Annotated in this window: 23 protein-coding genes; 5 read left to right on the top strand and 18 right to left on the bottom strand. The window is 46.1% G+C overall.

Going from position 1 to position 21,200, the window contains the following annotated elements:
• Positions 1 to 208: 208 nt before the first annotated feature.
• Positions 209 to 1,000 carry a hypothetical protein gene (locus GA004_RS11765; protein ID WP_283394061.1) on the bottom strand — a complete coding sequence of 264 codons (792 nt, stop codon included), beginning with the start codon at positions 998 to 1,000 and terminating at the stop codon, positions 209 to 211.
• Positions 1,001 to 1,354: 354 nt separating this feature from the next.
• Between GA004_RS11765 and GA004_RS11760 the strand changes: the two genes are divergently transcribed.
• On the top strand, positions 1,355 to 2,638 hold the full coding sequence (locus tag GA004_RS11760) for a WD40 repeat domain-containing protein (protein ID WP_283394060.1): 1,284 nt from the start codon (positions 1,355 to 1,357) through the stop codon (positions 2,636 to 2,638).
• 135 nt (positions 2,639 to 2,773) lie between these two features.
• On the opposite strand, the gene GA004_RS11755 is transcribed toward GA004_RS11760, so the two are convergent.
• Positions 2,774 to 3,808 carry a peptidyl-alpha-hydroxyglycine alpha-amidating lyase family protein gene (locus GA004_RS11755; protein WP_283394059.1) on the bottom strand — a complete coding sequence of 345 codons (1,035 nt, stop codon included), beginning with the start codon at positions 3,806 to 3,808 and terminating at the stop codon, positions 2,774 to 2,776.
• Between the two features lie 108 nt (positions 3,809 to 3,916).
• Here GA004_RS11755 and GA004_RS11750 point away from each other — a divergent pair, with 108 nt between their 5' ends.
• Together GA004_RS11750 and GA004_RS11745 are read left to right on the top strand one after the other, a co-directional pair.
• Positions 3,917 to 4,246, top strand: coding sequence for a hypothetical protein (locus tag GA004_RS11750; protein ID WP_283394058.1), 330 nt, complete (start codon positions 3,917 to 3,919; stop codon positions 4,244 to 4,246).
• Between the two features lie 227 nt (positions 4,247 to 4,473).
• A complete protein-coding gene (locus GA004_RS11745; RefSeq protein WP_283394057.1) occupies positions 4,474 to 4,899 on the top strand; it encodes a hypothetical protein in 426 nt (141 codons plus the stop codon).
• A 231-nt stretch (positions 4,900 to 5,130) separates the two neighbouring features.
• Here GA004_RS11745 and GA004_RS11740 read toward each other — a convergent pair whose 3' ends face one another.
• From GA004_RS11740 to GA004_RS11725, 4 genes are all read right to left on the bottom strand, one after another.
• On the bottom strand, positions 5,131 to 5,256 hold the full coding sequence (locus GA004_RS11740) for a hypothetical protein (RefSeq protein WP_283394056.1): 126 nt from the start codon (positions 5,254 to 5,256) through the stop codon (positions 5,131 to 5,133).
• A gap of 337 nt (positions 5,257 to 5,593) precedes the next feature.
• Positions 5,594 to 6,148 carry an energy transducer TonB gene (locus GA004_RS11735; protein WP_283394055.1) on the bottom strand — a complete coding sequence of 185 codons (555 nt, stop codon included), beginning with the start codon at positions 6,146 to 6,148 and terminating at the stop codon, positions 5,594 to 5,596.
• A 125-nt stretch (positions 6,149 to 6,273) separates the two neighbouring features.
• Entirely contained in the window at positions 6,274 to 6,882 is a 609-nt protein-coding gene (locus GA004_RS11730) for a MotA/TolQ/ExbB proton channel family protein (RefSeq protein ID WP_283394054.1), read from the bottom strand.
• A 306-nt stretch (positions 6,883 to 7,188) separates the two neighbouring features.
• Positions 7,189 to 7,869, bottom strand: coding sequence for a LuxR C-terminal-related transcriptional regulator (locus GA004_RS11725; protein WP_283394053.1), 681 nt, complete (start codon positions 7,867 to 7,869; stop codon positions 7,189 to 7,191).
• A 422-nt stretch (positions 7,870 to 8,291) separates the two neighbouring features.
• Between GA004_RS11725 and GA004_RS11720 the strand changes: the two genes are divergently transcribed.
• Positions 8,292 to 8,567, top strand: coding sequence for an SWIB/MDM2 domain-containing protein (locus GA004_RS11720; protein ID WP_283394052.1), 276 nt, complete (start codon positions 8,292 to 8,294; stop codon positions 8,565 to 8,567).
• Positions 8,568 to 8,658: 91 nt separating this feature from the next.
• Here GA004_RS11720 and GA004_RS11715 read toward each other — a convergent pair whose 3' ends face one another.
• The 3 genes from GA004_RS11715 to GA004_RS11705 form a co-directional block, all read right to left on the bottom strand.
• A complete protein-coding gene (locus GA004_RS11715) occupies positions 8,659 to 9,453 on the bottom strand; it encodes an endonuclease/exonuclease/phosphatase family protein (protein ID WP_283394051.1) in 795 nt (264 codons plus the stop codon).
• A 101-nt stretch (positions 9,454 to 9,554) separates the two neighbouring features.
• A complete protein-coding gene (locus tag GA004_RS11710; protein WP_283394050.1) occupies positions 9,555 to 9,755 on the bottom strand; it encodes a metallophosphoesterase family protein in 201 nt (66 codons plus the stop codon).
• Positions 9,756 to 9,932: 177 nt separating this feature from the next.
• The gene (locus GA004_RS11705) at positions 9,933 to 10,829 is read right to left on the bottom strand and encodes a hypothetical protein (RefSeq protein WP_283394049.1); all 897 of its coding nucleotides are present in this window, start codon (positions 10,827 to 10,829) and stop codon (positions 9,933 to 9,935) included.
• Positions 10,830 to 11,238: 409 nt separating this feature from the next.
• Between GA004_RS11705 and GA004_RS11700 the strand changes: the two genes are divergently transcribed.
• A complete protein-coding gene (locus GA004_RS11700; RefSeq protein WP_283394048.1) occupies positions 11,239 to 11,844 on the top strand; it encodes a VPDSG-CTERM sorting domain-containing protein in 606 nt (201 codons plus the stop codon).
• A gap of 240 nt (positions 11,845 to 12,084) precedes the next feature.
• Here the strand turns inward: GA004_RS11700 and GA004_RS11695 are convergent, their stop codons facing one another.
• From GA004_RS11695 to argS, 9 genes are all read right to left on the bottom strand, one after another.
• Positions 12,085 to 12,279 carry a hypothetical protein gene (locus GA004_RS11695; protein ID WP_283394047.1) on the bottom strand — a complete coding sequence of 65 codons (195 nt, stop codon included), beginning with the start codon at positions 12,277 to 12,279 and terminating at the stop codon, positions 12,085 to 12,087.
• A complete protein-coding gene (locus GA004_RS11690; RefSeq protein ID WP_283394046.1) occupies positions 12,272 to 13,771 on the bottom strand; it encodes a TolC family protein in 1,500 nt (499 codons plus the stop codon). Before GA004_RS11690 ends, GA004_RS11695 begins: the two co-directional genes overlap by 8 nt.
• A complete protein-coding gene (locus GA004_RS11685; RefSeq protein ID WP_283394045.1) occupies positions 13,768 to 14,736 on the bottom strand; it encodes a CPBP family intramembrane glutamic endopeptidase in 969 nt (322 codons plus the stop codon). Before GA004_RS11685 ends, GA004_RS11690 begins: the two co-directional genes overlap by 4 nt.
• 89 nt (positions 14,737 to 14,825) lie before the next feature.
• Entirely contained in the window at positions 14,826 to 15,074 is a 249-nt protein-coding gene (locus tag GA004_RS11680) for an FmdB family zinc ribbon protein (RefSeq protein WP_283394044.1), read from the bottom strand.
• Positions 15,075 to 15,088: 14 nt separating this feature from the next.
• On the bottom strand, positions 15,089 to 16,765 hold the full coding sequence (locus GA004_RS11675; protein WP_283394043.1) for a SurA N-terminal domain-containing protein: 1,677 nt from the start codon (positions 16,763 to 16,765) through the stop codon (positions 15,089 to 15,091).
• A 141-nt stretch (positions 16,766 to 16,906) separates the two neighbouring features.
• Positions 16,907 to 17,464: a hypothetical protein gene (locus tag GA004_RS11670; RefSeq protein WP_283394042.1), complete on the bottom strand. Its 558-nt coding sequence runs from the start codon at positions 17,462 to 17,464 to the stop codon at positions 16,907 to 16,909.
• Between the two features lie 165 nt (positions 17,465 to 17,629).
• Positions 17,630 to 18,241, bottom strand: coding sequence for a YhjD/YihY/BrkB family envelope integrity protein (locus GA004_RS11665; RefSeq protein ID WP_283396977.1), 612 nt, complete (start codon positions 18,239 to 18,241; stop codon positions 17,630 to 17,632).
• 183 nt (positions 18,242 to 18,424) lie between these two features.
• A complete protein-coding gene (locus tag GA004_RS11660; protein ID WP_283394041.1) occupies positions 18,425 to 19,210 on the bottom strand; it encodes a GYF domain-containing protein in 786 nt (261 codons plus the stop codon).
• Between the two features lie 188 nt (positions 19,211 to 19,398).
• Positions 19,399 to 21,159: an arginine--tRNA ligase gene (gene argS, locus GA004_RS11655; protein ID WP_283394040.1), complete on the bottom strand. Its 1,761-nt coding sequence runs from the start codon at positions 21,157 to 21,159 to the stop codon at positions 19,399 to 19,401.
• Positions 21,160 to 21,200 lie beyond the last annotated feature (41 nt).

Raw genomic sequence — 21,200 nt, 5'->3', positions numbered from 1 at the left:
AAACGCCAATTTAGCTCATTTTATGCAATATTTGGCTCATTTAAGGCCTATCAAGGAATGGATGGTGATTATGATAATTTTAATGTTGAAGTAAGCTTTAATCACTAGTGAATCAGTACTAAAAATTTGGCGTAATTTTTCTTATCTTCTCTCACTCACCATTAATAGAGATGAGCTTTAAGATTCAGTCCGGTTGTACCCAGTTTTTTTATTTTTTCCAGAGGGAGTTTGTCCTACTGTTTGAATTGTATTGGTTCTTATTAAAAATATAGTCTTTGCTATGCCAGGTAGTACATTGACTTCTGTTTACAATAAAATAAATTGGATTATAATCCTTAGCGCTATCACTATCATGATAAGTTTTAAGCATGGTACCTAAATCATCATAACTCAGCCGAAATCTATCAACGAATTCAGCCCAGGTTTCATGTCCAATATTAATTTTATTTAAGAGATAAAAGTATTTTTGAGGAAAGAGCATCATCACATCACTCACTCTTGGATGTCCCTTTTCCACACTGTCTTTTTTCCAGCAAACACATGGAAATTGAATTGTTTTTGAAAACGGGTCAAACAGATCAAAAAATTTGGGTTTTAAAAATAAATCGACTCTTAGATAGAAAATACATTCATATTTATTAAATCCTTTTTTTATTGAATTACACCACAAACTCCTCAAGCCGTTGGTATCTCTAAATAGGATATCTTTTAAAGAGTTACGAAAAATATTTGTTAACCCAATAGGCTTTTCAAGCATATTAGTTTTTATTAAATGATCTTGATAAACCTCAACTAGATTTTCTGTGAATTTTGTTTGATATGTTGACAACGATATATCTATATTAACCACATTATTTTTTATTATAAGGTGATTAATTAAATTTATATGTGAATTAGAAGCTTTGATTTGCTCTGTGTATGAGGAATCCGACCCTACAATTCTAGATCCTTGCCCACCTTTCCTAAAACTTTCTCCTATTATGACAAATAAAATATTCATACTAAACTTATTTTTACCTATATAACTCAAAAGTAATAAACCAATATTTCATGTCTTTTGTCAAAAAATATAATTGGGAACAGCCTACTAAATTAAAAAATAATTTTTATAAGTTCTATTTTTATGACCAATTTTTATTTTCTATAAAGAATATTTTTAGCTATATTTTAATGCTAAAATGCATGAACTTTAATAGAGAATGAAAATGGCTAAATTCTCGATCTAACATAGATGGCGTTTTAATCCATAGTAAAGTTTTCCATTTTTGTGCACTTAAACTTGCTCTTGGACATCAAGTATTCTTAGCTTTAGGGTTTGTGCCGTCAGGCTCTCTGTGTTTTCCGCTGTCATCTCATGAATTTCTTGTACACTGCTCTGCTTATTTCCGTTCTGTTAGTCGGCTGCAAACCCACGACCGACCAACCCTATCTCACCACGCAAACGCCGCTAACATTGGTCAGTTCCAATGACGGGGAATTCAATCAGATGTTTCAGCTGACCGAAGATCAGACGACGGATTGGGAGTTGAAAACAAAAGACTCGCTCACTGTCGTCCACCTCGGCCCAGATCATCCTCCAATCATCAAGACGGTTTACGACACAGTACCCTCTTCGATCGCCGGGACTCCAACGATGGCCATGTCCAGTGACGGTCGCTACGCCATCATTGTTAATCACAGTTTTCGGCTTGGAAAAATGGGGGATTTGCAATTACCGGATGGACCGCAGAGGAATGCCGACTTGACGCCGGAATTGCTCAAAGAGAAAGAGATGACAGCGCAACTCGTCAACATGTTGTCCCTAATCGATCTCTCAACCAAGGACTTCCGGGTCGTCGATCGCGTTTTGTTAGAGGATCGTGCGTGTAATGTCATGGCTCATCCAGATGGCCAACGATTCATTACAGGTGGAGACAAGAATTTCTACATCCACAAAATTGACAATGGCAGGTTGGTTCAACTCAGCCAAAACCCTCAACCGTACGGGTTGGGTACTTTCTGGATTCACCCGAAGGGAAATCGACTAATCACGACCCAGGGCGTACCCGGCGAGTCTGCGACTGTTCAATGGTATTCCATACGAGGCAATAAGATCGAACATTTAAGCGAGGTAACAGTGGCTCCCGGAGTCCCCTCAAAGATAACGGAAGCCTCATTCATTCTTCGGGTCAGTCCCGACGGCACCATTGCACTAATCTGCCAGCGATCTCTTGGAAACGGCATCGACTACTCTGACATCTTAATCGCTGATCTGACCTTGGAAAAACCTGTCATCAATGCGGTGGTTAAACAAGTCTCTGATGGCTCTGAGAGCTTTGCCTTTCACCCCAACAGTAAGATGGCAGTGGCTACCGCGTTGAACCGGGATCATAACTGCATTGTTGTCCTCGACATCGCCTCCAGCCCGCCACGGCTACTTTACACACTCGACGCCAAGGGAATGAGTCAGGGTATTGAGTTCACGCCCGAAGGCGACAAACTTTTCGTCGGCTCCCCAATTGCCGGCCGTATCGAGGTATTCGACGTGGTCGGAGACTACGAACTTCGCAAAAACCCGAAGTTCATCAACGTCGGATTCGGCCACAATAGCCTCACCATCGGACCACGTTATTTGCCCGCGAAAGCTGAATCCAAATGAAACATTATCGATTACCAGTCATCTTCGCCTTGCTGATATTGGCCTGCGTATTGAAACTGGTAGAACTCCAAAGCCGCTAATGGAGAGAAGCCCTCGGCTTCTCGGAATTTAGAGAGCTGACTGGTTATGTCTTTGCTACCTTACAACTCTAAATTTTTGTACCATATTAACCAGGATATCTCCAACATAAATATTTCCCTCCTGATCCACGCAAATATCATGATACCTCGCAATTGGGCCTGTGTAGTTGCTAGTTCTACCGAATTGTACTTGTAGGTTCAAATCCAAATCGAACCGAAAGATATCCGACCCTTTGATGACTCCATCCTCCCTTTCGTAATCTATTCCAAACAGTTGCTCTCGATTGTGGTCGATCGTCACTGAATAAAATTGGTCAGTTGACCTGTTTTGCCAGGTCGTCAAAAAATTCCCCTCTGCATCAAATTTTTGTATTCGATTGTTCTCTCTATCAGCGACGTATACGTTACCGTCAGTATCTAGGTCTATGCCGTGTGGGAGGTGAAATTCCCCTTTTTCTTGACCTTTTGATCCCCATTCAAACAGGTATGTGCCTTTGGATGAGAATTTAAGAACTCTGCTATTTCCATAGCCATCACTTACGTAAAATGAACCATCGGATGTGACAGCTACATCGGTCGGGAGGTTAAAATGCGTTTGGTCATTTCCGGGGAATTTGGCTTCGCCTAAAGCCATCAGTAGCTCTCCTCTTGAATTGAATTTGAAAATTTGGTGTAAACCGACATCTGTAACCCATAGATTGTCTTCTTTATCGATCGCTAATCCATGGGGCATGATGAAAATATTGGCACCCCAACTCGCTGCTATTTCTCCACTGTTCTTGTCAATTTTAGTGATAGTGTTTTCTACAATCTTTGTTTCATGCATGGGTATACCTATGGGCCAAACTCTACTCCCTCTGTGAAAAATCCACAGGTTACCAGCTGAGTCTATATCTAAACCGGTTACATTTCCAAATGAATGGCCATCAGGCAGTTTTGGCCATCCTTCTACTAGCTCATAAGCAGCTAATCCGGTAGATGATAGCTCTATTTCTTTGTTTTGAAAATTTCCACATCCAACCAGACAACAGAATAGCGGGAGAGAACAGAAGTTTGATACTCTACGATACATGAATTCTTTTAGATACATAACGATCGAGTTTAAAGCCTAGAATTTTTCAACCCTTCGAATTCGAAGAGCTTACCGTTGGCCTGACCACTGGAGAGAAGGAAGAGCTCTCGAAATCCTCAGCAAAAGATGACCGTCCTCCTGAAGGCACCCGAACGGATCGCCGCCGTGTGCCAGAACATCGCCCAGCACTTCCAGGAAAAAGTCCAGCCGCAGGGGTTTGGAGCCCAAGTGGTCACGATCGATCGCGAGAGCTGCGTGCTCTACAAACAGGAACTCGACAAGCACCTACCCCCGGAAGCCTCTGACATCGTCATGTTGATAAACAGCGGCGAGACCGAGTACGCGGACTACCGACGCGACCGTGATGCCGAAGAGAAGCTGCTCGACCGCTTCCGATTTCCGGACGATCCGCTCAAAGATCATTATCGTCACTGCGAAGCTTCTCACCGGCTTTGATGCCCGATCCTCCCTCGCCATGAAGTTGTTCGACTGTTTCTCCGCCTGGAAAATCTAAGCCGATGCAAGCTCCTGCGGTGTAACAGGCTGACAGGGCTTCTTGTGAAGCTCTTTCAAAACGCTCCGTACGGGAAGAACAGCCGCTCTTCTTGGAGCTGGGGTAGTTGTGCTAGCCAATATAAGAAAAAGTTTGCGTCAATTGCCACCCCTGAACAAACAGCATAGGTATGAGCAATTGTTACGTAGCGGCCACTCTCGTTATTTTCTCGGCATGCAATGCCTTCTCAAATGAGCAGATATCCGCAAATTTTGTGAGAGAGGCAAACCCCATGGTTTTAACGCAGATCGTAAAATTGTCAGTCGATGGCAAAATGGTTGGGAAAATTAGCCACGGAGGGAACAAGGAACTAGAATTAAAAGCGGGTAAGCATAAATTCGAAACAAAAGTAGGGCTGAGTCTTGGAGTGCCGAATGTAACGGGATTCAACGGCGCAAAGAAGTTTAGCGCGGTATACGACCTGCGAGACTCCGAGCATTTCTTTAAAATTGTTTTCAAACCGGCGTTGATGGGCGGGAGGCACGAAATCATTGAGGTCGACAAGAAGGAATTTTTGGAAATGGGTAAGAGAAAGAAAAAGGAACCTGTGGATTAAAACTTAAGGTTTTAGCTGTAGTACGTCAATTGAAGCACATGGGCGACATTCTTTTCTGGGGCAGTTGATGGATTCTAACCCAATTCTTCGGTTCATCAAATCGTAGGAATAGGCCGGTCCAACCTGGAGTAGGGCTCTTCGTTTCTTTACTAGATCATCTATGTTGAAAATTTCTCTGTCGTCTGTCGTATCGAAGAACTCCGTGTAGTTGTTGGCGTATCTAAAATTCGCTTATCCGGCTTCAGCCATAAATCTAACTTCAATTTCAGTTAGGGTTGTCCCGAGTAGCGGTGTTGCGATCTTAGGCTTTTCGAGTGTTAGCTTCTCTTCCGGCTTTTCAGGAATTGGCTCTATCACGGTCGGAGGGTCCTCTTGGTAAGTTTCAATGCTTTTGGATGGATGTGTGGGAATCCATAAACCGGATATAAATTTTAGAATGGGAAAGAAGTTAAAAATGCCAGTAGTTACCAGCGTGCACTAACCTGATTTTGCTGAAGCATGCGCTTGTACGTTCAAACCGCTCAGAGACAGTGCTCATATTTTGGGGGGGTTGAAGTTAAAGACTACACGCGTAGCATATGGAAATTTTGGCAAAGCAGTAATCCTACTGCTGTAGGATTAATTAATTGAGGAGACCAAAAAATGGGTAGCCCTTCAGGCTACCCGTAAAATTTTAAGTCAGTTCTTTATAGTTCTACGGATTGAAATCCATACGCTGAGTCACGCGGACAGCGACCGGTTTACCGCCTTTTTGGGCAGGGGACCATTTGGATCTCATGATCGACTCGATTGCGGGTTGATTAAACTCGCGGTGAGAGGACTTCATTACCCTTGGTCGGAGGACTTTACCTGAATCATCGATGACCCACTCAAGCTGTACCCAGCCGCCGATTTTCGCCTGTTTCAAGGAGTAAGGATAGTTGGGGTCGACTTGGAATAGGGCCCTCGGAAGTTTGTCTACATCTCGGAGGTCGAAAATTTCCATATCGCCCAAGGCGTCCATGCCGGCATCGAAATCGCCGAATCCGAAGTCACCCATAGCATTTCCTGAACCTGGGTTCAATGCCATTTCCAGCTGGCTGAGCGTCATCGGTGGAGGAGGCTCTTCAACTTCCGGCTTTTCGAGCTCTTTTTCCTCTTCAGGGGGAGGGGGGAGGTCTTCAGGCGGCGGCGGCGGCGGCGCTTCGCTAGCGTCGCTTGTTGCCACTTGTTTTGTATCCATGTTTATTTGCCCAAGAATGTGCATCATCGGGAGAACAAAAAAGATAAGCGCTGTGAATAAGAGTCCAAGTATCAGATTCGCGAAAGGGTTTCCGTCTTGGTTGGATGATTGGTAATTGGTGCTCATAACGAGAAATTGGGTATTGGCCTCGGTTAACCGGTTGCTTTGTGGCTAAATTGTTGCAGAGTAATACTCTCTAGGCGAACGAGGAAGCTTTGATAATCGATGACTTTCTGTCTTAGGAAGTAGATAACGAAATATCCGGGAATCGCAAGGCAGAGACCCATTTGAGTCGTGATCAGGGCTTCGTGAATACCGCTTGCCACAATATTGGTGGTGCTTTCTGAGCCCCCGAGTGAAATCCCGTAGAATGTCGTTAACATCCCTAGAACCGTTCCCAGCAAACCCATGAGCGGGGCCGCGTTAACCAAAATCGTCAGCATTGTGATATTCTGGTTTAGACGCGGCATTTCGGCCGTTCGGATTTCGGAAAAACGACTTTGGATATCATTCAAATTTTCCACGCCATCTTGGGAGTATCGAATGATCTCGCCGACTTGGCCCTCGGCTTTATCTGAGTCTTGCACCCATTGTTCACAATCCTCGATAGATACCTTGCCAAAGTGGCCTCTCAAAAAGAAAAGAAATAACCGGGCAGCTACGTAAAAGGCTAAGAGTCCCAATATGAAAAGAGGGATCATAATCCAGCCACCGGAGGACAGAATTTCTATCGCTTGATCGAGATAAGGTTTATCTTTCATTGAGGTAAAAAAAGTAGGTTGTTGCTTGCAAGATCTAACTTGAATTCCGAGCTTCGAATCGCCTTTTCAATACGATGCCAAAGAATGAAGGTAAAAATAGGCTTTCGCTTATCGAGTCAAGCGTATCCCCATGAATTAATACGAGGAGTTTTGGGAAAGGGGAACAAGGCGAACGTCTGAAAACGAGGGTCTACTACAGCTGTAGGAATTATCAACGCCATTTTCAGTGAATTCAAGAAGCGGTTGGTGCTCAGCGTGCCTAGGAGGATGGTGCTTAAACTCCGAAGTGGTCTACTGTCGCCGGTATCAGTTGGAATCAGGCTGATTGTATCGTGCTGGCAGCTCGATAATGCCCATTTCGTAAGCGCAGCGCGTTAGTTCCACGGAGCTGCGGGTATCGAGCTTTTTCATGAGATTGGCTCTGTGGGCTTCGATCGTCTTGACGCTTACTTCAAGTTTTTTAGCGATTTGCTTGGTGCTAAAGCCTTCGGCCACGGCTTGGAGGACTTCTCGCTCACGATTGGAAAGTCGGCCTTTCTTCTTGCCTGAGCTTGTTCGAGACAAATGGGACTCGCGCAGAAGACTCGCTGCGATTGGGCAAAGGTAACCGCTTCCTTTGATTACTTCGCTTATTCCTTCTTTAAGTTTGGAGACGGATGAACTCTTTGCGATGACACCGTGACATCCTAGTTCCAGGACCTCGCGGATCGAATCCGGTGTGAAATTGGCTGAAATGGCGATGAACCTAGTTTTTGGATTTTTTTTTCCAAACAGGCGCAGTATTTCGATACCGTTTAGACTGGGGAGAAATAGGTCAAAAATAACGAGTTCGGGTTTTTCATCTTCACAAAGCTTGAGACCTTCTCTTCCGTCGAGGGCTTCCCCGACCACGGAGATGCCGGGGATGCTCTGGGCCATGCTGGTGATTAGGTCCCGCAGCATTAGCTGGTCCTCAATCACAACGATTTTCGTTTGGGTCGTATTCATATTTCGGCAAAGGAACGCCACTTGCTCGACTTAGAGACGGGTGATTTCGTTACCGTCGATTAATTAAGCATGAAGATTAAACGAGCCCATTAACATTAACAAGGTGAATTTCGTCGGCATCGTTGCCTAGACGAAAGGGAAATTCGAATAAGGAGTATTAATAATATTAGTTCGTTCAATTGTTTCCTGTAGCAACCTTTTTGGCGAAAATCAGAAAGTATCAATTGTTCAGGAAGGGTTCTACTTTAGTTTTGAACGAAGGCAGGCGTCTGGTTTCCGCCGTCTTAAAACAACGAGTATTTCGAGTCATTGACGGTTTATTTACTGAGGGATGTTCTCTAAGGGTAAAAAAATCAGCTTTTCGCTAATATGAGGCTGTTTAGGTTTGCTTCAAGGGGATATGGGGGTATCCAGATAGTCCTATGGCTAAGAGTACATCAAATAAAAAGCCCAATGCGGCATTCATGAAACCCGTTACTCCAGATGCGGCTCTCGCAGCAGTTGTTGGTGCAGCGCCACTTCCTCGTACTGAATTAACAAAAAAGCTCTGGGAATACATCAAGTCGAACGATTTGCAGAACCCCTCGAATCGCCGAGAAATCATCGCCGACGCTAAATTGAAGGATGTATTCGACGGTAAGGACAAGGTTTCTATGTTCGAGATGACGAAACTCGTCTCTGGGCACGTATCCAGCTAGCTGGTTATACGGTTCGTAATTTAATGAGCCCAAAGCCGCGAGGCTTTGGGCTTTTTTGTATTCAACGACAACTTTCAGTTAAGAGTTCATTCTAGTCTCTGTGAGTATTAGGCTCACTGACGCTGCTCTCTGTTGAACAGGGTGCGATGATCTCAGCAACAACGGGAAGATGATCGGAGGCAAAGCTCTTAATAACGTTGGCTTGCCTGACTACAAATGGTTTTGGCACGAGAATGAAATCCAAGCCTCTTGAAGGGAAGTGAGTTGGAAACGTACGCTTGTTCTGAGGGTGATATGTGTAGCGTGCGTGCTCGGCAGAGCGTATCAGGAACTGCCTTACCGCATCGCTAAATCGCTTTGATCCTGTATTGAAATCACCGCAAGTTATAGGGGGGAACGTAGTGCTTGACTTTGTTAAAGTCCCGATTCTCTCGAGAACGGGATCAATCTGAGCCATTCGGCTTCGTCGAGACCTGAAATCGAGATGGAGGTTGATAATCTCTAGTGGTATTGAATCGATTTGAATCGAAACCTCCATGAAGCCTTTTTCGCCGATACTCTTTTTACCGAAAGGGGTTACTCTACAATTGGAAATTGGATGCTTTGAAAGAAACGCATTTCCATAGCAAAGCGCTTTTCTTCCTAAACGTGTATTGTGGATACCGTGCTCGGAGTAGGGGTATTCGGTTTCCTCCTGGATATGCTTGAGAAGGTCTATGTGCCGGTTCCAGTGTGATGATTGATCGACTTCTTGAAATGCGACAATATCGGGGGATCGCTTTTTTACAATGGCAGCGATTCGTTCCAAGTTCTTTCTTATTCCATTGGAGCTGTGAAAGCCTTGGTAAAGCGAAAGGCCGCGCCCATGGGCAATGTTGAAACTCATCAGACTGAACTTAATTTCGCTTCGGGAAACGCTGTGCATCTAAAATATAGGTAAGCAAAATGCTAGATCGCCGAGAAGGTTAAAAACCATAAACTTACGATTCAAAAGCTTCTAATGTCCCAGGTCCATTTTCCTTCAGTCGAGATGCTTAGCCAAGCGAAAGAGGAAACGGAGTTGTCTTTCGGTTCGGTAATGGCTCCCGGATTTAGGGACAGACCACCTGCTAGATGCTCCTTTATCGGGTAGTGCATGTGGCCGATTAGGAGGGTCTTTAAAGTCGGGTCTACGCTACGGGGAGTCAAATATTGAAGTTGAAAACGGAGCCCATTTCGTTCGAGAAGAAGGCGGTCTTCCCATTGGAAGTAGGGGCATTAATTCGCAATATAGCGGTGAGAACAGAGGACAACGTATTCAGAACATTGGACATTACACCAGAAAAACTAAAGCAAGTTAAGGCCAGGAGGATTGCATTAAAGTAGTCATCTCAGATTATCTTGTATGATATTTTTCATTCTTTTTGTGATTTTATGTTTCATCTGTATCCAAATAAGATGTGAATAGTCCCAATAAGAGCGAAAGGTGGATTTTGACTTTTTCCCATATTTACCCATTGCCTGACTCTCCTTGGATTCAAAACCTGCAGGGTATATGAAATCAATAATACCACGCTTATCATTGTATATCGCTGATATCAACTTCTGCGGCAATGCTAACGACATTTTGAAATCATGATAAACATCTTTGTACCACTTGGCGTCTGCCATATTAGCGACTTTTGAAGTGATAGGCACTTTTGTGATTATGGTCAGAATGGATTCAAAGTTCCTGATCAATTCATGGAACTCTATCAGATGCAATGTAATGCTTTCGGTTTCGCACAGGAATAGCTTTTTAGTTTCATCAATCGATTTAAAGTCACGGAGGCTAATCCCCAGCTCCTGGCAAATTTCATGTATAGACTCCCTATATCCCATCAATGTTTTTGTAGCCAACTCAATATGGAACTTCCGTTGTAGTTGTTTGAATGAGTATTTATAAATGATGGTTTCTGTTGGGTCTTTTACCTTATCTAACCTGATTGGTTCGCTACCATATGCTTCAAAGAAAGAAGAAATTTGCCTTTCCATCGGCTCTCTGAAAACTGTCAGGATTTTCAGCTTACGGTTATTTTTTTTGACGTATTCCTCCACATATTTTTGAAAATCACCTTTTTTGAGTCCCAGGTTTTGCAGCTGATGAAGGTGTAGGCTTTTCAAATCATTGTGTTGCAATGTTTCAACAAGAGACTGGGTACCCGTTTTGTGAGCACTATAAACGAGGTAGTCAATCTCCATAAAATCATCCTCCAGTTTGTTAATTCGGTCTATAGAGTTCATAATTACATTATTAAGACTTCCTTTATTATCGAAGGATTATTGATAGGAAATTCAATTTTGGGTGACTGTTCCTAGATGGAGGATGGTGATGTCATTTGGCCTTGGCAAGTGGCAAAACGAGCCATTGGACTAACCTATGACTTCTCGGTCGCTTACCTATCCCACAAAATCCTTGATGAGGAGCGGATGCACGTAAGTTGCCTTAATAAAGCTTGGAATCGGCTCCTCTTATTTTGCCTCCATTGAGGCTGTTGAACAGGCGACTAGCACTGAGAATGAAAGAGCAAAGAGAGCTTTGAATGCGAAAACCACAAATGAATGAAAGGCAGTTTTGGATATTGTGCAAGAATCCCTGATAGCACGATTAGGGTGACAAAAGGGTGGAATATTGCTACTTTTGTTGCGAGAAATGAAGAATTTCTTTAAGCCTAGTAAACTATTTCTCGTTTTGGCACTGCTACCTGATTCTGCATCGGCAGTTCTGATTTTTAATATCGATACTTTCACTACTGATCAATTGACCATCAGTATTCCTGCAGGGTCCGCGACCCTTGATGCAACAGGGACGCCTCCACCCGCACGGGATGGATCCAGTGATTTTTACCTAATTGATCCTAATGGACTTAACTCCGACTGGGTAGTTGGCAATGGCAGCGGTACGGGCAGCGGAGAAATTGATGGAAAAGCCATCAATCATTTCCATTCTTTAAACAACGTGGATATCGATGGTACCTCTCATGACGTTTTAGTTTTTTTAACTGACGAAATTCTTTCAGCTGGAAATACTGTTACTTCTGCGATCTCAATTACATGGTCAGGAAGCAATGCATTTGACCCATCAGCGATTTCTTCGTTGTTGCTAACCTGGGGATATGACGGAATCAGTGAATCCTATCCTTATGGCGATCCTCAGGGTACGACATCGACATCAGCGGTCCCAGACACAGGTTCCACAGCAGCTCTTCTGGGAGTGAGTGTTGTGGCTCTCGCCTTTGCTAGACGGAGGCTGGGATAATAATAGCTTCAGAAGTCCTCAGCACGACAATTTTTTCTGGGGCTGTTTATCTATATAAATTGCGAAGCTTCCGCCCCCCCGCCCCCGTTGGTGCGCTTCAGCAAGATTAGCTGTTACAGAACACCAACATCAGAGTGCTGGCAGAATGCTTTTAGTGGCAGCGATACGACAGTTCGCATTTATTTCATTGCTTAAATATAACCAAAACTAATTTTAAATTCCCTAATAGCAGTATCTTAACTAATATATAAGGAGGATTTTATCTAATGTATTCAGATCATTGAGCGTCTCAGGTCTATAAACATCTCCAGGATACCAGTTTTCATCCGCTGTAGCTAGTGCCGGTGGAAGACGTTCAGGGACCTGATTGTGAGTATCGGATATAACCGCAATTTGTAGATCATACCGCTCAGAGTCTGCAGATTCATTACTCAAACTGAATTCCGTATCGGTCGAGGGATGCACCATCTAGCTCCCTAAGGTTGGAGTAGCCATTGAGAAGATCGATCTTCGCCTGGAGCTCGTCAACCTTGGACTCGTCCATCCTTTGTTGGGCTTCAAGAACCCGTCTTCCAGTGCTAAGGCCCGCGTCGAACTTAGCCTTCTCCATTTCGAATTCCTCAGCGCTTAAGTTTGTAGCTAATTCCTTAATACTAATTCCATCGATTGCTGTGGTTACGTTTCGAACTGCGATTCGAGTGTCCCGAAAAAGGCGTTGCTTCTCGCGAGAGGCGCGTGCGTCTTCCGTGTCCAGCTGTATTTGGGCTTTGATGTAATTGGCCTTTTTCTCATTTAAGCCCCAGGGAATGTCTAGGGATAGCGACCACTGCCAATTAAAGCTCTCCCTCTCGGTGACATCGTCGTAGGCCCCTTTGAGATTGCTTTCAAGTCCGGTTAGGGAATAGGCCCCGTTTAAGTTAAGGGAGGGAAGCCGATTTCTTTTGGCGCGTCTAAGTTCAACTTCCCTTTTGATTCTTTGGTTTAGAAGTGTGAGATAGCGAGGGGCATTATCAATGACCTTGGAGAATGTATTTTCCAAATCTGGGGCTAGAGGATTAGCAACGTCCGGTGCCTCTACGATGACTTCCTTGTTAATCAGTGAGTCCTCACCGAGGATGGTAAGCAAGTTGTCCCTAGCGTCCTCTAGCGACTTCTCGGCTCGCAACAGGCGATCGGTAGCATTGGCAACACCGACCTCCGCTTGCAGAACATCGAGACTGGTTGCGATTCCAGTTTCCATCTTCATCTTGTTTTCCCCTAAAAGGGTTTCAGCTAGTTCGAGGGCTGCCCGACGTACCTCCAGTTGCTCTTGTGCAAAAGCGAGTGAGTGATACGCGACTTCCGTGTCGTTGATAATTCTTAGAACGGTTGCTTGAAAGTCGTATTTTGATTGTTCAAGTGACAGAAGAGAAAGCCTTTTTCTCGCTTTGGCGACTGCCGGCCCATAGCCGCTGAGCAATGGCTGGCGAATACTGAGAGTAGTGCTCGCGTTGTAGCTTGGGTTGATCGTGCTATTGGTTGAATTAGAGAATCTTCGATTTAGTCGTGTGCTCAGCGAGAGCGTTCCTCCACTGATAAAATCTTTGGAGACGGTGGCTCGCGTGCTTTGGGCATTGGATTGAGGCTGGGCAGCACCGTCGAGTCTGTCGCCAGATCGAACTTGGGTATTAAAGCTATCGGAAGTGGTAATACCAAAGGAGGGCTCAAACTCGGCGTTGGCAATTTCTACGTCTTGTGCGGCTCTTCTAGTCGTGTTTTGGCTAATTCGAATATCAAAATTCTTGTTGAGGGCGATTTGGATGCACTCTTCGACTGTTAGCATTTCACCAATAGCTATGCCGGAACTGAACGAAATAGCTCCCATTAAGGCCGCGATCCTGAAAAATCGTCCCACGACCTTTTGATTAACAAAGTTGGAATGTATCATGTGTGCTCTTTGATTCCTGCAGAGGCTTCTGGTTTGGACTTGAGTATAAGACTGAAAACAGCGGTGAAGGCTAGTAGAACAATGACTACCCAGTATCCGTCAGCCACTCTTGTCGTTCCTGTAAATAGATTTGCAGCTTCAGTGGTCTGAAATATGTCCCCGATCCCTTTAATTGTGAAGACCCATCCAGTATGAAGGGCGACATTCGCCCACAGGTTGTTTGTGATTAAGAACGCTTGATGAAGAACAACGCCCACGAGGAAGATCGCAGCGAGGTAAGTAAAATCGAAATGTGTCACCAGCGCAGCTATTGTGCCAAACGCGATATTAAATCCGTCTGCAAATCCAATGTCAATTGGAGGCACCGATTCTAGTGAGGTGGACGAAGCCTTGAAATGAAGAATTGCGAAGAAAACCGAGGAGGCGAGTATGGCTGGAATGGGTTTCAGTGCGGTGTAGAACATTCTGAATACGAGTCCTCGAAATACGATTTCCTCGAACAGCCCAATAAGTACTCCGGCTAATATTGCATTGTCTAGATTGGATAGAAATCCTCCAAGTGCCAACTCTGGTTTCAGCTCAATCGCATTGAGCGTGTAGGTGCCTGCGTAGATGAGCAAAATCATGCAGAAACCATATATAAACCATTTTGATGCCGTGCTAGCGAATGGTTTGGTGAAGCCGACTGCTTTGAAAGAATTGATGCGGCATTGCCAGAACAAATAGGGGAGGAGGAATAATACGCAGAGCCATCGTGCTCGATCAAAATATCTTGGATACGGCTTGTTTGCCAAGTACCCGTTTGCCTCTGGGTCTAAATAATGAACAATGTGCCAAGCTAGAAGGCTGACAAATACTGCGGCTACAAGTGATCCGAGGTAGAGCAGCGCGAGTAGCCAGAGACCTTTAGGTGAGTATTCTCGTGCGGATAGCCCGTAGAGGGTGTGGCGCTCGTTGCGAATCATGGATGTATGTATGGGACGCTAAGCTCGTTGTAAGGGAAAGACACAACTTCTTATACACACGAATTGGGAGTAAGTTGCATCTTTGTTTCTCATTGTTTCTCGTATTCTCCTTTTCCAAGGCGCTTGTATACTTGAAACCCGGCTGACTTCGCTTCGGAAGCGGACGGTTTTCTCAGAACTTTAGCTTGGGGAGCGGATAGCTGAGGACATTTCTCGATTGCCTGCCCGCACTTCGGGCATTCGACCGGTTCGGGCGAGTCCTTGTCGGCTCGAATCTCGACCTCTCCGTGACAGAGCTTGCAGCGGCCAGAATTAGGTCTGAATCGCAGCAGCGGCATGATTTTGTGTATTGCTAGTTTGCAGTTGCGAGACCGCTTCGTACGAGCTCGTCATTCGTCAACTTACTAATGTATTGAGAAACCGAATACTGTGCATAGTTGCTCTTGAGTACTTCCATGCGAGTCGTATATTCTTCGTCGTCGCGTGTGATTTCAGGGATCTCTTTTTTAGTGACCTGGACGATGTACGCTTTGTCCTCACGGATGGTCACGTCGGAAACGCCATCCTTTTCCAGTTCCGAAGCTGAGAAAATTAGTCCAGCATCGAGACCTTCAACGGTGTCACGTCGTTTGAATTCGTTGTATTCTGAAACTTTAAGTCCTCTTGCCTCAGCTTCAGCTTTGAAGGAGTCCGCATCAACTGCCTTTAAGGCGTCAGCGAGTTCTTGCCCTTTGCTGGACCCGAGACGACGTGCCTCGTCCTCCGCATAGTTCTCTCGAACACGGGGCTCTACAGTTTTGAAATTCGGAACGAACTCTTCGTTTTCACTTTCAAGGTAGAGTACGAAAGTGGAATCTCCCTCAATCACAGGCTGGGAGTATATATGATTTTCAGTTAGCTGGAAGGACAGGGCGATCAGGTTTTGGCTCCAGTTCAATCCGATTGGAGTTTCGTTCCGCGCGAATGGTGTGGTTCGTTTTGTCTGGTAGCCTCGCTTCTCGATAAGCGACTCTATTCGGTCGATAGAAAGAGAGTCGGTAGTGCCCACGGCATTATCGGCTTCCACAAGGGCGAGGGCGAGATTCTCAGCCTTTGTTTGGCCGATTTTTTTGGCTTCCTCTAGCTTGAAATCGAACTCGACTTGGTCACGAGACTCTTCAAAGGTCGCTGGCTCAGTTATGGGTGCCGCAGGTTCAGCTTCGGGGTCTTCGCTTGGAGGAGCCTCGACCGTTTTTTTATATTTATAGCTATTGCGAGCAAAGTAGTCTTGAAGGCTCTCCTCGGTCACTTCCACTTCCGCGATATGATCAAGGGCTTCAAACTCGACAAATGAAATCGTGCGACGGGTGGGTGATGCGTAGCGAAAGCTGTTCTGGACGTAGAACGCTTCCAGCTTCTCCTCGGAATAGTCGATTTCAGGGGAGAAGTTAGCAAAGTCGTACTCGGCGACATTTACGGACCAGACGGTCTGGTCGAGGACGAGATCCTGAATGACTTCAGACTCTAAAACGAATCCTGGACTCGAAAGTCCATCGAATACCTTGTTCACGCGATAATCGTCGGCAATAATCAAAGAGAGAGCTCCTTCCGATATATTTCCTGAGGCCCGAATCTCGTCTCGAAACCGTACATATGCTTCGCGGCTGAAAGTCTGGTCGGGGCCTTGGAACATGCCGAGCTGTTGGATGTGCTCTGTTAATTGTTCGGAATTCGGACCGGGAATGTTATGAAGATCGGCCAAGTGTAGGGCTGCAGCCCGATTGAAAGCATACTGGGTGAGTTGGTCCTGATTCAGTGGCGCTCCTGTGAGCAAGGCACTGTAGTACGCTGCATTAAAAAACTCCTGCCTTTGTGAATCGGTTGAGAATTCGTTTCCAAAAAACTGGATATTCCGATCTTGGTTTCGTCCATCTCCGATTCCTGGCGCCGCCCCTATCGTAAAGACGAATGCGACAATTATTACTCCTAGAAGAACGATGAAGAGGACACGAAAGTGTTTCTGGAAATTGGTTTGGAGCCAAGAAATCATTTTAGTACGGCGTTAAAGGAACGGCTAAGTTAGGATTGGGCCTTCCTCTGTCAATGGACAAAACGCCAATGTTCCTACCGAAACGAACGCAGTACTTGATCTGATCTACAGGCTCCCTGCCTTTTTTAAGCGGAGAGCTTACTAGATGAAGTTGGAAGCGTTATCTGAATCAGCCGCCTGAGGCTTTTCAGAGGATGACTTTTCGAATTCGTTCGAGAGGTCGATTACGTCTTCCATCGTCAAATCGCCCAGAGCTGATTTACGAGCCTGTTCAAGCGAGTCGTGATAACGTTTTACGATAGGATCGTAGTCTTCGAAAAGATCCTCATCGGGCATATCTCCATGTTTCTTGAAACTGTTCCCAAAGTCACACAATTCAATCCTGTCCAATGGCTTGGCGGGTTGGTAGCGATAGTTTTGAAAAGGTTCGCCTGCTTCGGGTGGCATTGAGGAAACAAGTTTCAAGTCGTACAAGGGCATCAGACTAGCGTTTACGTACTGAAACGGGAGCTTCGAAATCTTTGTGAGTTCCCTGCCGCGCAGCGCGGGTTTGCAATCTCTAAAACGTCGGCAAACAATAGGAAAAAGCAGGATTGAAATACTTTCTTTGGAAGCGTAGTTCAAAGGTTCCCAGGCCATCTTGTTGCTTTTGAAATAGGCGTTCTGCACGGCGTAGGATACGCGTCCGCCGAGCAACATGAACAGTCAGAAATCGTACATCCCGAACATTGATACGGGAACGATCGCTAGTGATCCGTAAAGGCTGCGATCAAGGGAAACCCGATTCGAGAAGAATGCGAACGCCATGGCATTATTGCCGCCAATTAAAAAGAGGGCGCCGAAGGCTCCGATGAAACTCGCTCGTCAGGTCACGAGAGTATTGGGAATAAACCGGTAGAATGCGGCGAGCACTGCTGAAAGCATGAGGAAAGTGCCCGCTTTCGAGATCCAGCAAATGAGATTGAGGAGGCGTTCGCCGCCTGGAAGGGTGGATGCTAGGTCATTCCATTTTAGGGCCTGAGCGCCCAAAAGGGCGAGTCCTGTGGCCGCAACGACGGTCCCGAGAGTGATCACATTCCAGTAAAGCCCCACTCTCATAGTCCAGCTCCGCCCTCGCTTGACTCCCCAGATGTCGTTGAGAGCACCTTCGATTGAAGAGAATAGCTGAATGACGATTAGAATCAGCAGTATCATGCCGCCTATGCCCACCAATCCTGATTGGCTGGCTTCTACAAAACCCTGCAAGTACTCCTTGAGCTGAGCCCGGCTTCCTTTTTCCTCAGCCAAATCGTTAGATTGCTCTTCCAAACTGGCTATCTGGGGAGCAATGAAGCTCAATCCCCGGTAAATCTGGTTCACCACAATGTCCGAATCCGACTTTAGCAGGACAAACCCTGATACAAGAATCTTGATCGCGGACATCGGAATTAATCCGATCAGCGAGCTAAAGTTGAGTGCGGCGGCCCGGTTTAGCAGTCGATTTTCGGCGAGATCATTAAACGTGATCGTGCCGACTAGTAGTTTGGCATATATGAAACGCTCACCTCTGTGGGGGTCCGTAATCGCAATTTTTCACATTCCGTTGCGAATGTGTTCCTTGTGTTTTAACAGACGTTCAATGAGAGTGGTGGTGCGAACTGGTCAATTCACAACGGCCCGCTACTTGAAAAAGGGAAGAATTACGAGCGCGATATAACCCGCGAGACTCAGAATACCTGTGATGCAAAAGGGAATCACCTTTCGGGTGTTCAGCGTAGCGGTGCAAAAGTAGATGCTGACAGAAAGTACGACATTTGCTATAGCGAGCAACGGGTCGCCGCTCGTGAAAAACAGAATCGTAAGTGCTCCCAGTCCGATCGCTGCCCGAAAACGGACGAGCGGATAGATCTCGGTTACTTGAAGAAGCAGGACAATCCCTAGGAGCATATCTGCTATCCCAAAAAGGATGTAGGGGCTTCTTACCATTTGGATTGCGTTGGCCGTTTTCACCAGATCCCACTCGAGGAAGGCCATCGTGACGGCACTTCCCAGCACAAAAAGAGTTGTGAAGCGAAGGCCAAGAAAAGCTGATTGAGCCCGTTTTTCGACTGGGGACTTGCCGATTAGGTCATCGCCTTCGAGCCCCTCGGCTTGGGCCAGGATCCTTTGGACTGAAATGCCAGCTTTCTCAACTCCCAATTCAGAGCGCCTAGACTTTTTATCCGATGCTTTCTCCGCTTCGGTTTTCTCAGGCTCGTTTCGTAGGGTTAGCTTTGTTTTCTGAGGAAACAGGACGTCCATCAGTTCCCCGTTTTCCTCGATTGGAATCCACTCTTCCTTGTCGATGTCGTAGACGTAGGCTCTCTTGTCCAGTTTGCCCGCTTCGATTAAGGAAGTGATCTGGTTGAGGTTGTAGGGACCGCTAGCCTCTTCGTCACCTTCCTTCCTTACATAGTACTCGCACATCAATAGGAATTAAGGTGTATGAGTCGTGCGACTTGAGGGAAAAGTCAAGGACAGGGGGTGCGGGATTTCCTGCGAATGGAATAAGAGAGAGGCGGAATCGGCTTTTCCGGTTTAATTCGATTGTTTTTTACGAAAATCGAGGACGCTAAACCGGTTTAATTTGGTTTGGTCCTATTGGGATCCCAGGTCTACATGCGTTCGAGGGTCTTAATACCCAGAAGTGAAAGACCGATTTTTAAGGCAAGCAATGTACGTGAGCAGAGGATCAGGCGTCTTGCTTGGACCCCTTCTTCTTCCACAATCACTTTGTTCGCACTGTAAAATGCACTGAAGGTACCTGCCAGCTCGTGGAGGTAGAGGCATAGCATATGAGGACGAAGGGTTTCGATCGTCGTTTGGAGGGCACCAACAAATTCTACAATTTTTCGGGCCAGCGCAATCTCCTCATCGGTTTCGAATGTAGATGCTCGTTTTTCAAGACCATCCTTCTGGGGTCCGTCGAGCTTTCTAAAAATGCTTTGTATTCGTGCGGTCGCATACAGCAAGTAAGGAGCCGTATTGCCTTCAAAAGAAAGAAGCTTGTCCCATGAGAAAACGTAGTCGCTGGTCCGGTTAGGTGAAAGGTCGGCGTATTTTATGGCACCCACTCCAACGGTCTGGGCGATATGCTTGAGTTCAGCGTCGCTTAAATCCGGATTCTTTTCTTTGACGAGCGCGTAGGCCCTCTCGATCGCTTCGGCAATTAGATCCTTAAGACGAATGGGGTCGCCAGAACGGGATTTAATGGGCTTGCCATCTTTCCCCGTAATTTTCCCGAACATGACATGATTGAATATCGGACGTTCCCGCCCGGTCCGCTCGAACCACTTTGCTGTCGTTAGATCCAGTTGCTCGAAATGGTCTTTTTGACGATCATCTGTCACGATTACGATACGGGTCGCATTAAAGTGTTCGTGGCGATAGAGCATGGTAGCTAAATCAGTAGTAGCGTAGTTGCTCGCTCCATCGGATTTGCGTATAATAAAGGGCTGTTTCGCGTATCGCTTGTGCTCTGTGTGAAAAACGACCAGTGCGCCTTTGCTTTCTTCTGCCAGGCCTGAATCAGACAGCTCGTCGTAGACCTGTTGTACCTTGTCGCGGTAGAAACTTTCGCCCAGGTAGCAGTCGAAGGTTACATCGAGTTGTTCGTACACCTCATTGAGACCTGCGATGCTTAGCTCGTTTACTTTTTCCCACAAAGCCATCGCTCCGGGATCCTTGGCTTGAAGTTTTACGAGCTCCTCGCGGCATTCGTCGAGAACAGCCTCGTCCTCGCCGGCGAGCTCGCTTCCGAGCTTGTAGAGGCGTTCGAGCTCTCCGAGAGGATCTTCGGTCAGGGCACTCTCATCCAAGTGCCGTCTGTACGCGAAGAAGAGTTTTCCATACGGCGTTCCCCAATCGCCTATATGGTTGTCCCTGGTAACCTTGGCTCCGCAAAACTCCAGCAGGCGGCAGATCGCCTCTCCGATTACGACCGAGCGAATATGGCCAACATGCATTTGCTTGGCAGTGTTCGGTGATCCATAGTCCACTACCACGCGGTCACCAGAGTAGAAGCGGGAGGCGGATTCTTTAAAATCGGACTCAGTCGCGAATGCGGCCAACCAGTTGGAATAAAACTGGGGCTTGAACTTGAAATTGATGAAACCAGGTCCCGCGATGCTCAGGTCAGCCACCGAGGTCAGGGAGTTATCCTTTTCAAAGGCCGTGACCATTTTTTGAGCAACTTCGCGAGGATTCGTTTTCAGCCGTTTTGCGTAAGGCAGGGCGCCATTGACTTGAAAGTCGCCAAAACGGGGATCCGCAGGTCTAACGTCGGCGTTGAACATCGTCGTATCCAAACCTGCGGCACAAGCGGCGACATTGGCGCTGGATTCTAGTTTTTTTTCGACATCAAACCATTCGTGCATAAGAAGGCGGTTTAAAGCGGCGTTGCATTGCGCGAGCAAGC

Source organism: Candidatus Pelagisphaera phototrophica (assembly GCF_014529625.1).
GTDB classification, from domain to species: Bacteria; Verrucomicrobiota; Verrucomicrobiia; order Opitutales; family Opitutaceae; genus Pelagisphaera; species Pelagisphaera phototrophica.
This window is presented reverse-complemented; position numbering and strand designations above follow the sequence as displayed.

Excerpts from the sequence above, each read along its gene's own strand:
- GA004_RS11675 (WP_283394043.1), bottom strand. The coding sequence starts at position 16,765 with ATGATTTCTTGGCTCCAAACCAATTTCCAGAAACACTTTCGTGTCCTC.
- GA004_RS11750 (WP_283394058.1), top strand. The coding sequence starts at position 3,917 with ATGACCGTCCTCCTGAAGGCACCCGAACGGATCGCCGCCGTGTGCCAG.
- GA004_RS11660 (WP_283394041.1), bottom strand. The coding sequence starts at position 19,210 with ATGTGCGAGTACTATGTAAGGAAGGAAGGTGACGAAGAGGCTAGCGGT.
- GA004_RS11735 (WP_283394055.1), bottom strand. The coding sequence starts at position 6,148 with ATGATGCACATTCTTGGGCAAATAAACATGGATACAAAACAAGTGGCA.
- GA004_RS11725 (WP_283394053.1), bottom strand. The coding sequence starts at position 7,869 with ATGAATACGACCCAAACGAAAATCGTTGTGATTGAGGACCAGCTAATG.
- GA004_RS11680 (WP_283394044.1), bottom strand. The coding sequence starts at position 15,074 with ATGCCGCTGCTGCGATTCAGACCTAATTCTGGCCGCTGCAAGCTCTGT.
- GA004_RS11765 (WP_283394061.1), bottom strand. The coding sequence starts at position 1,000 with ATGAATATTTTATTTGTCATAATAGGAGAAAGTTTTAGGAAAGGTGGG.
- GA004_RS11700 (WP_283394048.1), top strand. The coding sequence starts at position 11,239 with ATGAAGAATTTCTTTAAGCCTAGTAAACTATTTCTCGTTTTGGCACTG.
- GA004_RS11690 (WP_283394046.1), bottom strand. The coding sequence starts at position 13,771 with ATGATACATTCCAACTTTGTTAATCAAAAGGTCGTGGGACGATTTTTC.
- GA004_RS11715 (WP_283394051.1), bottom strand. The coding sequence starts at position 9,453 with ATGAGTTTCAACATTGCCCATGGGCGCGGCCTTTCGCTTTACCAAGGC.
- argS (WP_283394040.1), bottom strand. The coding sequence starts at position 21,159 with ATGCACGAATGGTTTGATGTCGAAAAAAAACTAGAATCCAGCGCCAAT.
- GA004_RS11745 (WP_283394057.1), top strand. The coding sequence starts at position 4,474 with ATGAGCAATTGTTACGTAGCGGCCACTCTCGTTATTTTCTCGGCATGC.
- GA004_RS11720 (WP_283394052.1), top strand. The coding sequence starts at position 8,292 with ATGGCTAAGAGTACATCAAATAAAAAGCCCAATGCGGCATTCATGAAA.
- GA004_RS11670 (WP_283394042.1), bottom strand. The coding sequence starts at position 17,464 with ATGTTGCTCGGCGGACGCGTATCCTACGCCGTGCAGAACGCCTATTTC.
- GA004_RS11685 (WP_283394045.1), bottom strand. The coding sequence starts at position 14,736 with ATGATTCGCAACGAGCGCCACACCCTCTACGGGCTATCCGCACGAGAA.
- GA004_RS11730 (WP_283394054.1), bottom strand. The coding sequence starts at position 6,882 with ATGAAAGATAAACCTTATCTCGATCAAGCGATAGAAATTCTGTCCTCC.
- GA004_RS11705 (WP_283394049.1), bottom strand. The coding sequence starts at position 10,829 with ATGAACTCTATAGACCGAATTAACAAACTGGAGGATGATTTTATGGAG.
- GA004_RS11755 (WP_283394059.1), bottom strand. The coding sequence starts at position 3,808 with ATGTATCTAAAAGAATTCATGTATCGTAGAGTATCAAACTTCTGTTCT.
- GA004_RS11760 (WP_283394060.1), top strand. The coding sequence starts at position 1,355 with ATGAATTTCTTGTACACTGCTCTGCTTATTTCCGTTCTGTTAGTCGGC.